This is a genomic window from Gammaproteobacteria bacterium (assembly GCA_040183005.1).
GTDB lineage: Bacteria > Pseudomonadota > Gammaproteobacteria.
Genome location: JAMPIW010000007.1, coordinates 1,470,821 through 1,485,642 on the forward strand (window position 1 = coordinate 1,470,821; position 14,822 = coordinate 1,485,642).

At 57.2% G+C, this 14,822-nt stretch carries 12 protein-coding genes; 4 read left to right on the forward strand and 8 right to left on the reverse strand.

Annotated elements, in window-relative coordinates; translation table 11 throughout:
* Positions 1-3 precede the first annotated feature (3 nt).
* Entirely contained in the window at positions 4-987 is a 984-nt protein-coding gene (locus M3A44_12875) for a metal ABC transporter substrate-binding protein (protein ID MEQ6342503.1), read from the reverse strand.
* 228 nt (positions 988-1,215) lie between these two features.
* On the opposite strand from M3A44_12875, the gene M3A44_12880 reads away from it, so the two are divergent.
* Genes M3A44_12880 through M3A44_12895 form a run of 4 tightly spaced genes read left to right on the forward strand, consistent with a single transcriptional unit; the run spans position 1,216 to position 5,283 of the window.
* On the forward strand, positions 1,216-1,947 hold the full coding sequence (locus M3A44_12880; GenBank protein ID MEQ6342504.1) for an energy transducer TonB: 732 nt from the start codon (positions 1,216-1,218) through the stop codon (positions 1,945-1,947).
* A gap of 43 nt (positions 1,948-1,990) precedes the next feature.
* Positions 1,991-2,722 (forward strand): MotA/TolQ/ExbB proton channel family protein, encoded by a 732-nt coding sequence (locus M3A44_12885; protein MEQ6342505.1) that lies wholly within the window; start codon positions 1,991-1,993, stop codon positions 2,720-2,722.
* Complete coding sequence (locus tag M3A44_12890) at positions 2,722-3,150, forward strand: biopolymer transporter ExbD (GenBank protein MEQ6342506.1); 429 nt, start codon at positions 2,722-2,724, stop codon at positions 3,148-3,150. The genes M3A44_12885 and M3A44_12890 overlap by 1 nt, the downstream gene beginning before the upstream one ends.
* Before the next feature lie 39 nt (positions 3,151-3,189).
* A complete protein-coding gene (locus M3A44_12895) occupies positions 3,190-5,283 on the forward strand; it encodes a TonB-dependent receptor (protein MEQ6342507.1) in 2,094 nt (697 codons plus the stop codon).
* Between the two features lie 440 nt (positions 5,284-5,723).
* Here M3A44_12895 and M3A44_12900 read toward each other — a convergent pair whose 3' ends face one another.
* The 7 genes from M3A44_12900 to M3A44_12930 all read right to left on the reverse strand — a co-directional run bounded on the left by M3A44_12900 (position 5,724) and on the right by M3A44_12930 (position 14,811).
* A complete protein-coding gene (locus tag M3A44_12900; protein MEQ6342508.1) occupies positions 5,724-7,238 on the reverse strand; it encodes an IS66 family transposase in 1,515 nt (504 codons plus the stop codon).
* A gap of 80 nt (positions 7,239-7,318) precedes the next feature.
* Positions 7,319-7,690: an IS66 family insertion sequence element accessory protein TnpB gene (gene tnpB, locus M3A44_12905; protein ID MEQ6342509.1), complete on the reverse strand. Its 372-nt coding sequence runs from the start codon at positions 7,688-7,690 to the stop codon at positions 7,319-7,321.
* On the reverse strand, positions 7,657-7,959 hold the full coding sequence (locus M3A44_12910; protein MEQ6342510.1) for an IS66 family insertion sequence element accessory protein TnpB: 303 nt from the start codon (positions 7,957-7,959) through the stop codon (positions 7,657-7,659). Before M3A44_12910 ends, tnpB begins: the two co-directional genes overlap by 34 nt.
* 281 nt (positions 7,960-8,240) lie before the next feature.
* The gene (locus M3A44_12915; GenBank protein MEQ6342511.1) at positions 8,241-9,707 is read right to left on the reverse strand and encodes a Fic family protein; all 1,467 of its coding nucleotides are present in this window, start codon (positions 9,705-9,707) and stop codon (positions 8,241-8,243) included.
* Between the two features lie 147 nt (positions 9,708-9,854).
* Entirely contained in the window at positions 9,855-11,891 is a 2,037-nt protein-coding gene (locus tag M3A44_12920) for a TonB-dependent receptor (protein MEQ6342512.1), read from the reverse strand.
* A 26-nt stretch (positions 11,892-11,917) separates the two neighbouring features.
* The gene (locus tag M3A44_12925; protein MEQ6342513.1) at positions 11,918-13,084 is read right to left on the reverse strand and encodes an IS4 family transposase; all 1,167 of its coding nucleotides are present in this window, start codon (positions 13,082-13,084) and stop codon (positions 11,918-11,920) included.
* 272 nt (positions 13,085-13,356) lie between these two features.
* On the reverse strand, positions 13,357-14,811 hold the full coding sequence (locus M3A44_12930) for a DUF3526 domain-containing protein (protein ID MEQ6342514.1): 1,455 nt from the start codon (positions 14,809-14,811) through the stop codon (positions 13,357-13,359).
* Positions 14,812-14,822 lie beyond the last annotated feature (11 nt).

Genomic DNA, 14,822 nt, shown 5'->3' on the forward strand with positions numbered 1-14,822 from the left:
CTTTTACATCTTCGATTCGATATTCGCCGCGTCGACATTGGCGGCACAGCCACGGCTGCCACCCAGCGCCTCGGTCATAATCTCGACATTATTGGCCATCATGCCAATGAAGGAATGTCTCGGGCTGGTGGGTGCGCCCGGCAATTCGTCATCCGACAATTGGTCGATAAACTTGACGCCTGTCTCGCGTGCGATCTGTTTCAGAGTCTTACTGGGGAAGACCTCGGAACCAAATATTGCGGGCACCTTTTCCTGCCTGAGCTGCTTTATGATTCTGATGACTTCGCGCGGGCTGGGTTCGGAAAAGTCCGAAGGCTGGATGGCAGCGATTACTTTCATGCCATAACGCGGTGCGAAATAGGCAAAGGAATCATGATAGGTGACCAGTTTTCGGTTTGTTTCGGGGATGGTTTTGACACAGGCAAAAATGGCGGCATCCAGCTTTTTCAGCTTGGCCACATAGGTGGCGGCATTGGCGATATAGCCCTCCTTGCGTGCCGGGTCGATGGCGGCCAGACTATCCCGGACAGCCTCGGCATAGCGCATCGCCAGCGCGATGTTCGGCCACAGGTGCGGATTGGGATGGCCCGCTTCACGGGGGAAGCTGAAATCATACTGCCAGTCTTCCTTGCGTAACGCGCGATCGCCAAGACGCACAATCGGTGTTTGCGCTTTTTTGACCTTTTCCGCCAGTTTCACCGTGGGCAATTCAAGGTCAAGCCCGTTCACGACGATAATATCGGCAGTGGTCAGTATTTTTGCATCTGCGGGCACAGGCTCGAAGGTGTGGGAGTCAGTGCCGTCGGGAACGATGCCGGTGACGTTGACATAGCCCGCGCCGACATTCCGGACAATATTGGTAATGGGGGCGACTGTGGTGACGATGTTGATTTTTTTGCCTGCGTCAACGGCGTAGAGCTCCCCAGACAAAAACAATGCCGTCAGGAACATCAAAAATAGAGCGGAAAACCGGAGCGGTTTATTCATGGGTATCCCTTGATCCTTTACAACATATCGGCATCGCTGGCAAAACTTGCACCCCGCAGGATTGACATTGGCGAGGCTGCCGTGATGTAATTTATGACAAATTATTTTTTTATCATACAATACTCAGATCACAACGCGGCAGGCTTTAAGCTATTTTCGTAGCTCGTTATGAAAATCTGACAACATTTCACATTATAGAGAAAAGTAATCTTAATACATAGATCAAACATGGGGCTGGCGACGCAAAATGGGCACATCATTCTTCCATCACCTGAGCGGTCGCGCCTGGTGATGGTGGCCGTGCTCGTGACGCTGGTCGCCCATGTGTTCGTGGTTTCGGTTTTGTGGCGCCTGTGGAGTGATCGGCCCATGTTGCAGCCCTCGCCTCCACTCGAAGTAAACCTTACCGTACCGCCACCCAAACCCACACCGGTGACGACGCCCACACCTCCCCCGCGCATCCAACCTGCGATACAGCCGCCGATCCAGCCAACGCCTCCTCTGCCTGTGCAACGGCCAGTCGAGCCTATTACAAGACCGGCAACCCCCTTGCCCATGCCGGTTGAGCAGCGCGTGGCGGAGCCTGTAAAACCGGCCGAAATCACCCCGCCACCCGCTCCTGCGGCCCCAGAGGAACCGAAAGCGGCGCCCATCAAAGTAGCGCCGGTCGCCGAGATTGAACCGCCGAGTTTTGGCGCCGCTTATTTGAACAACCCACCGCCCGAATACCCTGCTGCCGCAAAGAGGCTTGGCCTGCAGGGAACGGTACTCCTGAGGGTATTGGTCAGCCCGGCGGGACTGCCCGAAAAAATAGGCATTATGACCAGTTCCGGCTCACCTTCATTGGATGATGCCGCCATAAAGACAGTCAAGCAATGGACATTCGTACCCGCCCGCCAGGGAGATCACGCAGTTGCCGGTTCGGTTAATGTACCGATACGTTATTCTTTGACTAATTGAACCCGCTTTCCAACGCATCCCCCAAGTCCGATCAGGAGAAATAATGAACAGTACGCCTCAACCAACCATGTCCTTCATAGACCATCTGGGAAGTTCCGACCCTATGGTCTCAGGCGTGCTCTACCTGCTGCTGATTCTTTCCCTACTGACATGGTTTATGATTATCTACAAAGGGTCTGAGTTATGGCGCGCCCGGCGCGCGAACGACGAGTACGCCAAGCAATTCTGGGACAGTGCCGATGCCGTGCAATTCCTGAAAAAATCAGCCGCATCACAGCCCGCTTGCCCCTTGGCGCAACTGACAAAAACCGGCGTTGAGGCGGTGGAACATTATCAATCACACTATACTGATCCGAACGATGCTGCCAAACACATCAACAACATCACCGACACACTCACCCGCGCCTTGCGTCAGGCCATCCAGGATCAGATAACCCACTTTGAAGCAGGCCTGGGAATATTGGCGACCATCGGCAATACCGCGCCGTTTGTCGGTCTATTCGGCACCGTGATCGGCATCATGTCGGCACTGGAAGGCATCGCTGGCAGCGGATCGGCGGATCTGAACGTGGTGGCCGGCCCAATTGGCGAAGCGCTGATCGCCACGGCGGCGGGCATTGCGTGCGCTGTCCCGGCAGTGGTTGCATACAACAGCTTTTTGCGGCGCATGAAGGTATTCAGCAATACGCTGGATAGTTTTGCCTATGACTTGTTGTCTCACCTTGCCTCTGAACGTGCTGTCCGGGCGCTCGCAACACACGAGGAGAAAAAATAATGGCATTCGGTCAACTCGATCGCGGCGGCGCACCACAACCCATGCACGAAATCAACGTAACCCCACTGGTCGACGTGATGCTGGTGCTGCTGGTGGTGTTCATCATTGCCGCTCCGCTGCTGACCCACAAGGTCAAGCTCAACCTGCCCAAGGCTACGGCCCAGCCATCATCGGTAATTCAAAAACCGCTCGTCCTCAGCCTGACAAAAGATGCGCAACTCTACCTTGATGGAAAACCCATCGACCACACGGCATTGCGATCAATGTTGCAAGGTCTGGTCGCGGCCAATACTCCGCCCACGGTAGAATTGCGTGCCGACGGTGATCTGGCCTATCAGCATGTAGTGCGCCTTATGGCCTTGGTTCAAAGCACTGGAGTAACCAAACTTTCGTTCATCACACAGCCTGAAGCTGTAGGCGCGCCATAAAAAAACACCTTCAACACCAAACAACGGGAGCGTTACACAATGAAAAAAAACTCGCGGGTTCAACGGGCGTTACGTAGCGCCAGGGGTGCAACATTAACGTTGGCAGGAATTACATGCCCATTGCTAGCCATGGCGGCCGGCGTGCCGACGCTCGATGTGGTGGAAGTGAAATCCGGGGCAAGTAACCTGATCGGCGCCGCCGACTCGGCAAATCAGGGCACCGTGACCAAAAAGCAACTGGATGCGCGCACCGTCTATCGCCCTGGAGAGTTACTGGAAACCGTGCCGGGACTGATCGTCTCCCAGCATAGCGGTGAAGGCAAGGCCAATCAGTTTTATGCGCGCGGCGTTAATCTTGACCACGGCACGGATTTGCGTACCAGCGTCGATGGCATGCTGGTCAACCAGCGCAGCCACGGACACGGGCAGGGCTGGACCGATTTGAATTTTCTGATACCGGAGCTGGCGAGCGGCCTGCAATACAAGAAAGGGCCTTATTATGCCGAGGAAGGCGATTTTTCGTCGGTGGGCAGCGTCAACATAGGCTATCTTGATGTCCTGCCGCGAGGCATTTCCAGCATCGGCATCGGCCAGCACGGTTACCGGCGTTTGCTGCTCGCCGACTCTCCCAGGCTGGGTGCAGGCAACCTGCTCTACGCAGCCGAGATAAGCGCCAAAGACGGACCGTGGGTCAACCCCGACGACTACCGCAAATTCAATACCGTGCTGCGCTACAGCCAGGGTGATGACCAGAACCGTTTCAATGTCACCGCTATGGCCTACCGGGGACTATGGAACGCCACGGATCAGATCCCGCTGCGCGCAGTGAACAGCGGTTTAATACCGCGACTGGGCACGGTTGATCCCAGCAGTGGCGGCGATGTCTCCCGCTACAGCCTGTCGACTGCATGGCAGCGCATGAGCGGCAATGGCATCACACGGGCCAATGCCTATGTCATACAGCACGATCTCAACCTGTTTTCGAACTTCACTTACTTCACCAATACTACAAACGGTGACCAGTTCGCCCAACCCGACAAGCGGACCATGTCCGCCGCGAACATCAGCCAGGCCTGGCTGAGCCAATGGGGTGGCCGTGATGTCGAAAACACCGTCGGGCTGCAACTGCAGAACGACAATATCTCCAACGGCCTGTTGAGCACCATCAGACGGCAGGTATGGGACACCACCCGACGCGACCGTATCGTCGAGAGCAGCGCCGCTGTCTACGTTCAGAACAGTACACGCTGGACGGAGAAATTCCGCACCGTGGCCGGGCTGCGCAGCGATTTCTACCGGTTCAAGGTTAACAGCAATAATACCGCCAACTCCGGCACCGAAAACGCCAGCATCACCAACCCCAAACTCAGTATGATTTTCGGCCCCTGGGCCAAGACCGAGTATTACATCAACCTCGGCGGCGGCTTCCGCAGCAATGATGCACGCGGCACAACCCTTACCGTCGATCCGAAGACCGGCAGCACGATTGATGTCGACGGCAATCCAATTCAAAGGGTCACCCCCCTGGTGCGCACCAAGGGTGTCGATCTGGGGCTGCGCACGGCCATCATACCGGGCTTGCAAAGCACCTTCACCGTGTTTCAGTTGGACTCCGCCTCCGAATTGGTGTTTCTGGGCGATGCCGGAACTACCGAGGCGAGCCGTGCCAGCCGCCGCACTGGCTTTGAGTTCGCCAACTACTATGCGCCCACGCCATGGTTAACCATTGATGCGGATGTCGCCTACACCAGGGCACGCTTCAAGGGTAATGCCCCGGAGGGAGACCGCATTCCCGGCGCAGTGGAAGGCGTCGCCTCGCTGGCAGCCCTCGTGGATAACGTCGGCCCCTACTTTGGCAGCATGACCCTGCGCCACTTCGGCCCACGCCCCCTGATTGAGGACAACAGCGTGCGGTCAAACAACACCACCACGCTGAACGGCCAGATCGGCTACAAATTCCACAAAAATATGCGTGTGGCGCTACAGGTCTTTAATTTGCTGAACAGTAGATCCAATGCCATCGACTACTATTACGAATCGCAACTGCAAAGCGAAACGGCGCCCGTAGCCGACAAGCACTTCCACCCTATCGAGTCGCGCTCGTTCCGGGTGACCCTGACAAGCAATTTTTAATCATTATCCACCGGCAGGGCCAATGCACTGCCGGTGAGCATGCTTCGGGAAGACTTGCTTAACCCGCACCTAACCCGAATGTTTCATAAATTCGCGATCATCACGCGAATTTATGAAACATTCGGGCTAAAAACCGCAGATGCACGCCACAGAGAACGCAGAGGTGATACGGGTTCTCGTATTTATTCCTGATCACCGGGCGGGCGAGGGCAACAATACGGTAGCCAATCGTTTTTTCTCCGTGAACTCTGCGTTCTCGGCAACCGCTCCATGCGTTGCCCTACCTCCTGCATCCAGGCAGCCGTCTGTGGCTAACTGCTTTTTATAGGATAAACAACGGTTGGCCTTATCCCAGATTGTCCCACGCCCCAAAACCGTTCGCCCTGAGCCTGCCGAAGGGCCGTTCATGGGTATGCGTCCAGCCGCTCCACCTGTACAGCTCAGCCTGATGCCTGCACAGACCGCAACGGCAACAGCTCATCAATGCGGCTGTTAGGCCAGGTCGGCAGTTTCTCCAGCGTATCCTTCAGCCAGGCAGCCGGCTCGATGCCGTTAAGTTTCGCCGTTGCGAACAGGCTCTGGATGGCGGCGGCGCGGCGGCCCGCGCGTTCACTGCCGGTGAACAGCCAATTCTTTTTACCAAGCGCAATAGGACGGATAGCATTTTCCACCGGGTTGTTATCGATGGGGTAACGGCCATCCCCGAGGTAGCGCTTGATTGCATCCCAGCGTTTGAGGCTGTAGTCGATGGCCTTGGCGGTGCCGCTACCCGTGGCGGTGGTGAGCCGTGTGCGCTGGAGCCAGGCATGGAATTCGTCCAGCTTCGGCTTGGCGTGTTGCTGGCGTAATGCATGACGATCCTCGATGCCCAGGGTCTTGCCCTGATCTTCGATGGCGTAGAGTCCGGCAATGCGCTTCAATGCCTCGGCCGCAATCGGGCTCTGATGGGCGGCATGCAGATCGTAGAATTTCCGCCGCGCATGGGCCAGGCACGCCAGTTCCACCACGGCGTGGGCGAACAGGCCTTTGTAGCCGGCATAATCATCGACCATAAGGGCACCCTTCCAGTCTTGCAGGAAGTTCCTGGCATGTTTGCCGCGCCGGTCGGTCTGGTAGTCGAAGAGGACGAGGGGGTCTCCCTGTTCGAGATCGCAACTTCGGTAGGCCCAGAGGAAGGCGCGTAGCGTTTTTCCCCGTCCGGGGTCGAGTTGCTGCACCGGGGTCTCGTCGGCGTGCAAGACGGTGCGCTGGCGGAGTCTCTCGGCCAGCCGGTCGGCCAGCGGCTGGAGTGCCACGCCAATGCGACCTACCCATTCGGCCAAGGTGGAGCGTGACAGGGTAACCCCACTGCGGGCCGCGATCTGCTCCAGCCGGTAGAGAGGCAGGTGATCCATGAATTTGCTGACCATCACCCAGGTGAGCAAGCCCGGCGCCGCCATGCCGCCGTCGATGACCGCCGGCGGAATCGGCGCCGCACTGACGGTCTCACAAGCACGGCAAGCATACTGCGGACGAATGTGGCGATGCACGAAGAAGCGGGCGGGCTCGACATCCAGTTGCTCGCTGATGTCTTCGCCGATCTTGACCAGATCCTTGCCGCACTGGCCGCAGGTGCACGATTCCGGCTCATGCCGGTGCTCGATGCGCGGGAGATGATCCGGCAACGGCTGGCGACCGGCGCGTTCGCGCTTGGGTTGCCGGGTAGATGCCAGCTGTTCCACTTCGGCTTCCAGCGCGCTGGTGTCGGTATTCCAGCTTTCCTCGAACAGCTCGCGCTGCTCCAAGGAGAACTGTTCGCTCTTGCTGGCAAAGCGAATGCGCTTGTAGTAGGCGAGATCGAAGGTCAGGGCTTGGATTTTGAGCGCATCTTTTTGGGTTCTTTCGAGCAGCTTGCCTATCCATTCCGCCAAGGCGGGATCGGGCTTGAATTGGGCGAGTTCGGCGGCTAAATCCATGCCTGTATTTTACCACTGGCATGCTCCGCAAGCCAGTAACGGCAAGGGTTTTAGGCTGTTTATTCACTAAAATAACGCGCTTACACTTGCCACTGTGACGGCGGTGGCGCCGAGAGTCTTTGCCAGTCGACACCGGCGGTCAGCCAGTCCCATTGTGCTGGCGTGAGGGCGAAGGTGGTGGCGTCCGATGTCGGCCAGGTGAAGTGGCCACGATGCAGGCGACGCTGACAGAGCCAGACGCCAGTACCGTCCCAGATCAGGAGCTTGAGGCGGTTCTGGCGTCGGTTGCGGAAGGCGTAGGCCGTGCCGTCGCAAGGGGACCGGCCGAGCGTGTTTTGTACCCGCTGGGAGAGGCCATCGATGCCGGCACGCATGTCGATCGGTTCGACCACCAGCCAGACTTGGGTCGGTGCCGGGATCATGGCAGTTGCCGCAACAGGTCGGCCAGCCATGGAGCCCCGTCCGCCGGCAACTCGATTCTCCAGCCGCCCGGACTGTGGAGCCGTACGACGTTCCCCGTTACCGGTGCACCCACGCTGACCGGCACCAAGGTGAGGGATGACTTTGCCGATGCAACGGCTTCCCTCTCCTTGCGCCGCCAGCGATAAAACGCCTTCTCACCCAATCCTTGGTTCGCACAATATTCCCTCTGCGTCAGATCACTTCGACGCCAGGCTTCAAGATGCTCTCGCCAGAATTCCTGCCCATGCCTCTTCGCCATCTGGAGTCCCTCCGAAAAAGCAGCAAGAGTGCACGGGCTTCGCGGAAAACTACAGGTGGGACGGCTGGCCGCTTACGTTCATGGTTCGACAAGCTCACCACGAACGGCGCTGTGCGCCCTATTTCGCCCAATGGACAATCTGGGCTTATAAAAAACCATTCATGCTCAATAAGCTCAGCACGAACGGATTTTTGTAGTTCTCGCCAATTTTGTGATAGCCCGTTTCACCCTGACCTGCTCGCGTAGTGGGCGTGTCGTTAGAGACGGGAAGCATCACTTACTCACTCCCTCGGGCGAAAAAATGGGGCTATCACTTCCAGCATCGCCGCCATCTCTCCATCGCTGTACTCCTTGAAATGCACTGTGCGCTTTGTTATCGAAAGCGTCCCCCTCCCCTGCCAGCATAGTTTTAATAACAGGTTTTTCTGCTTCTCCGGCAGGTCAAACGCGGCATCCAGCGCCGCCCTTGCCTGCGCGAAGGCAGACAAGGTCTCCAGCTCCTCCTTGAGTTCGTTGTCAATTGTTTTGCGCACACAGTCGTAAAGGTATTCGCACATGCGCGTGGCATCAAAATAGCGATAAAGATCGGCGGTTTCATTGAGCACATCGAGCGAGAAATCTTCGTTCATCCGGTATTCGATCAACGGCATGGTCGCGCGCGAGAACGACTCAAGACAGGCGTCGTATTCATGCCTGTTGTTGACCATGGTCGCCGATACTGGAAAGATCGTTCCTTTGGGTGTCACCCCGTGATTGGACAGGAAGTGATGGATCATGTAGCGATGGATACGGCCGTTTCCGTCATCGAACGGATGGATAAATACAAAGCCGAATGACGCCACTGCCGCAGCGATAACGGGATCGATCTCGTCACTATCGCGACAGAATTCAAGCAATCCGGCCATCATGGAGGGCACATCCTCCGGCTTTGGAGAAACGAAATGCACAACCTCACGGCGGCCAAGCGTTTCACCCACATAGTTCTGCTCGGTGCGGTAGCCGGTCGCCGCCGCTTTCTCATCCAGGACGATGCTTTGCAGATCCAATAACGCCTGCTTGTCGAGCACAGGGTAACTCTTCACCGACTGCAGGGCGCGGCCAAAACGTTCCATCTTGCTGGCAGTGGGCGTCTCATGCTCAATGGCGAAGGAGGAGCGTGTCTCCTTGGTATACAGATAATTGACTGCCCGGCTCACCGTCTCGGGATCGTAGGAACGGACCACCGCTTCCGCGGCATCCCTCAATGCTTCCCATGAGAATTGTTGCAGCGCTTCAGTCCGGCGGACCACTGGACAGAAGTCCTGTGTCCCCAGTAAATTGTTGCGCACACGGTAGCGGGATAGTCGTTTCCCCGCTTTGGTCACATATTCATTGGGACCCAACGCATCGACATAACCACAGGTGGATTGCAGGTCAGGGATACCCAACCGGGTGCCGGTCAAAAACTCATAGAGAAACCAAACCCGCCGGGTGTGAATGCCCGTTGGCCGGGACTGGATATAGGCGATCAGCTCCGCGCCATCGACAACCTGAAATAGTGCGCTCAGGATTGCGAGGTTGACCCCTTCATATTTGAGCGCGAACTCAAGGTGACCCGCCAAGGAGTTTTCGGGTTGATATACTGCTGGGTAGTATTCCTGATTGTCGACCGTCCGCCGGGCTGCCTGCACGATGTGAGATACCACATGATGAGGGATATCAGGCAGGTCATATAGCCTCTTTAGCGCCACATAGCCAACATATCGCACGGTAAAAAACCCTTATAATCCGTAGAAAATCGTTATAGAAAACTCATTTTATACAAAATGTGTAAAAAAGTGCTATATGATTCGGAAGCTTGCTAGAACGTCCCTTCTCTCTGAGGGAGAAGGGACGGATGAGGGGTGGTGCAATTTTTACATGAGGGATGTCATGACACCGAACATCACGTTCACCGGAGGATGCGGGTTGAAGCTCGTCGGTTGGCCCAGCGCGTTGGCGCCGGAAACGTTCTCCGCATACACCTGGTTGGTCATGTTGTTTATGTCCATATACCAGCGCACGCTGCGGCCCTTCTCGCCGCGCACGAGGTAGAACACCGAGGCGGTGGCGATGTCGTATCCATCATACTTGCCGGTATTCTGGTTGTTGGTGTAGTAAGGCCCCAGGGAACGCCATCTCAGGCTCCCGCCCCAGCCGGCCGGAGGCGCGTACTTGACGGTGAAATTCGCTATGTGTCTGGGTACGCGCTGTAGTTCCTTGCCGGTGAAAGCCGGATCCGTGCCTTCCTTGATCTCAGTGTCGAAGAAACCGAATCCCGTGGAAAGTTCCAGATGGTTGATTCTCGCCGGATAGTAGCGCACATCACCCTCCAGGCCGATGCGCTGCGACTTGCCTGCGTTGATGAGGCGGGGAGGAACAACTCCGGGAACCTGTTGAATCTCATCGGAACTGTTGAACAGAAAAGCGGCTACATCAACATCCCAACGCGGCGAGGGCGCGCCGTTGATGCCGACTTCGTATTGCCAGAACTCGACTGCGTCGACCTTGATGTTCGGGTCGTATTTCTGGGTGCTGCTGGGCAGGGCGAAGCCGTTTGCCGCGCTTGCGCGCAGTTCCCATTTGTCGGTAAGCTCGGACCGCATACCAAATTTCGGGCTGATGCGGCTGAAATCGTTGATGTTCGTTTTGGTGCCCGTCAGGCGATCACTGAGCGAGCCGTCGAAGTTATCATAACGAAAACCGAGTGTCGGACGAAAAAGCCGATGGATGCCGAGATCGGCCTGGCCGTACAGCGAGGTGGTGGTGATTTTGAAGTCCCGATCGCGCTGTTTCACGCCCCGCACTCGCGTATTCGTCGACCATTGATCCTCGTGTGTGCCCTCATCATAACGTTCACTTCCAAGCACCCAATTGTTACGAACACCTAATAACTGGTTCTGACCATTCAGGCTGGCGCCGAAGGCGAAAACATCGCGGTCGTGTGATCGTTCGATCTGATTTGCCGGCGGATTGGGCGTATTTGACTCGAAGCGGGTGAGACCCATATTGGTGTTGTACACGAAGGTCAGCAGCTTGAGATCATTATTTATCAGGTGATTGAAATCGACGCGCTGCGAGGAGTAGGTTTTTTCGCCCCCGTCATTCTGGCCGGCCACGCTCGGGGCCTGCTGGTGCCGGCGGGAACTGTCGAGGAACTGGTCGCGGCCAATGTTGCCCGGCCCTTCGAACCATGCGCCGTGGCCGCGCAGCGAGAGAACAATTTCGGAACGGTCACTGATCTGGTAGGCGGCGCGGAACGCGGAATTCATCTTGGTGAAGCGCGAGTTATCACGCCAGCCCTGGCTTTCGTAGCCCTGGAGCGCACCGTTGATCTGCACCGCGCCAGTCTTGCCGCCAAACGCCGCTTGCCCATCATAGGTTCCATACGATCCCGCCGACAGGTGGGTATCCAGGTATTCGCCCCCCTTGCGGGTGGTAAAAGCCATGACGCCGCCGCGCGCGAAATTCCCGTACAGCGGCGAGACCGGCCCTTTGTATAAAGACAGTTTCCCGATCTCCAGCGGGATGATGACATTGGTATCGGCATAGCCATCGGCATGGCCATCGGCCTCGTTCAGAGTGATGCCGTCAAGTGACAAGCCCACATCGCCGCCGTGGCCGCCGCTGGTCATGCCGCGGATGGTAATGGGATCGGCGACACTGCCCGCCTGTAGCGAGCGCACTTCGACGCCGGGCGCCTCCCTGACGATAGCCAGAGGATTTTCCCAGCGCCGCGACTTGATGTCCTCCGCTGAGATGACGTTGACCGTGAAGGAACGATCCGACTCCCTCATGGCCTCACCCTTAACGGTGATCTTGCCCAGCGGGACCGCCTCTGCGGCGTGAACTTCCACGCCGGACCCAAGTAGCGCTGCGGCGATAGCGCATTTTTTGAAACCATAATTTTTCATATTTTTCTCCAGAAGTGTCCGGTAATTTAATTGAATAGATTCAATTGGTTATTGTCTTTCTGCATGCTCATTTGCGTCTCCGCATTTTTAAGTAATTGATCGAGTGGCGTTTTCTCGAAAAGAGTCAGGCTCAAAATCTGTAGGATTGTGTAAAGCGAAGCCTCGGTATTGAGCCGCTTTTTCACGATGGCGACCACGACGTAAACCGCGATGGCGATCCATATTTGCGTCTTGACTGCATTCTCGGTGGTGCCATAGAACCGCTTGATTCGAAGATGCTGTTTGATCCACTTGAAGAATAGCTCGACCTGCCAGCGGCAACGATAAAGCTGAGCGATGGTCAGCGCAGGCAGGTCGAAGTTGTTGGTCAGAAAGACCAGAAACCTGTCGTGTTCGGCATCGTAGAACTTGATGCGTCGCAGGTGCTGCGGGTAATCCTTGCTGGCCTTGCGAGCAGTCAATGCAATGGTCTGGTCGCAGCGCAGTCCAGTGGACTTGTCCACGGTGCGAGAGTAGACGCGACGAAAGAGCAGATTGGATTTGCCACGGATGACAAAGAACGCCTGTGCTTGATGCAGGGTGAACCAGCGAGCGAAGTCGGTGAAGCCACGATCCATGATGTAAAAGCTGCCGGCTTCGGGTATCAGGATATCGAGCACATTGACCTCGTGCATCTTGCCATCGCTGATGTGGATGAAGGTTGGAATGTTGCCGCGCAGGTCGAGCAGCGTATGCATCTTGACGGCAGCTTTGGTGGAGCGGAAGCGTGCCCACGGAAAGACGCTCAAGCACAGGTCGATGGTCGTGGTATCGAGTGCGTAGACCGTCTGTTCCAGTTCGACCGCAAAGCTGTCGCTGGCGTAAAGCTTTCTGGCGGTCTGGATTAAGCTCATCGCGAAATCCGCGTAGATGCGACGGTCGCGTTGCTCGTTGGCATCGGCCAGCGTGCTCTTGGCGATGTTGCCTCGTATGCCCAAGTGATAGAGCTTGGCTTGGTGGGCGCGCAGACAGGTTTCGATGTCGCGCAGGCTTTCGCGGTAAGTCAGCTGCGCGAACGCCATGCAGAGAAATTGATCGAGATGCGAAAAAGTCTTGGTGGGATATTTGGAAGGGTAGCGCTGCACGCAGCGACGGAATGTGTGAAGGGGCAAATGCTCCATGAGTTGTGCGAACACCAACTGGCCTGAATACATGACGGAAACTCCTGGGGGGAAAGCCCCAGTTTCCCAAAAAATTCACGTTCAAGTCGGTGACACCCCTAAACACACACTTTCCTATTCAACATCATCATGTTATATAGCCGTCTTTGCGAAATTGCCGGACACTTCTGATTTTTCTCCTTTACTCCCATTAAAATAAAATTGACTCTTTTCTTGTGGTCCCGGCAAGCCACCATAAAATTCCATACCCCCCCTGATCGCCTATCGTTGCATTGCGCGGCCCCTCCTCTGTCCTGAAACCTGAGCTAGCCGACCACCCGGCAGCGCCGCAAGCCGCGCGCGGCCATCGCGGCAAGCAACAGGAACGGCACGCCGATACCTATCAACGCCGATGCGACGCGGGAAAGAATCCCGGTGCCGGGGTTGTCGGCAAAACTGAATTGCGGGAAATGGCTGTAGTCGCCAGCCGTCAGCATCTGCTCGGCCTGTGCCCTGGAAATGAAGAACTCGCGCCACTCCTGGTGAAAGCGATCCACCTGGGCGAAAAATGCGCGATAGCGGCTACGTCCGGTGCCGGCGATTTCCGCCAGGGCATCGTGCATGAGCAGCGCCGGCGACGCGTAGGCAAGGCGCTCGGCCAAGGCATGCTGGCGCTGTATTTGGGCCTCGTGAGCAGCCATGATTTCTTCTGAGTGCGCCGTGGCGGCAAGCTGTACGGCGAGACGGCGCAGGGTGCGTTCGCGGTAACTGCCACGCTGCAACTCTGTTTCTTGCGGATGCTCATCCTGATAGCGGGCCAAGGCGGCATTACGCTCGCGATCGGCATCGACCGAGGCGGCGCGCACCGCCAGCACCATCTCAGCCCGCGAAGGCGAGGGATAGCGCGCTTCGGACCAAGCATTGACCAGAGAAGGTACGATCAGCAGCACTCCGATCCAGGCTGCTACCAGCAGCAGGGCGTTATAGGCCGAGTCCCGCCCCAGGCCGTTCACGGCGGCGGCCAGCACCGCCCAAAATGCGCCATAGACGATCATCGCCCACGACAATACCGCCAGCGGCTGGACAGCGCTCACCAGGGTGCCGCCAACGATAAGGGCGAGGCCGGCGAAAACCGCCGCGACCGTCACCAGCATGGGAATCCCGGCGCGTACCAGCAGCTTGCCAGCCATCACGGTACGCACCTGCACCGGGCAGGACGCGGTAAGAGCCAAGGTGCCTTGCTCGCGCTCGCCGGAAACGAGGTTGTACGTCAGCGCGAGTATCCACAGCGGATAGATAAAGACCAGTACGAAGGCAAGATCGAAGGAGCCGCTGAGAAGATGAGCCGGATTGGCGATCTCATCGGCGAAAAAGAAGGTGTCCTTGCTCCCGGCCGAAACCCTTAGCGTTGCCGGATAAAGGTCGCTTTGTCCGATGGCGGTGATGGCTAGGGGTTGCGCCGGCAATGCCACGTTGGCCGCCGCCGATCCGCCGCCAACGAAAAGGGCATTGCGCGGGTCACGGAACGGCGCGTCGGGAGGCGCCACCCGGCCGGCCTGGATGTCAGCCAGGCCTTTGCGCAGTTTCGCAAGACGCTCCTGTTCTTCGGTATTCGCGGCAGCGACAGCGGCCGCCTGGCGCGCGACCAAGGTTTCACCGTTGTACAGGGCGTAGGCAACCATGCCCAGGATCATAGCCAGCACCAGCCACAGGGCCGGATCCAAGCGCAGGATGCGCCACTCGCACCGCATCGCCGCCACTAAAACATTCATGTTCGTCATAAGTGATACCC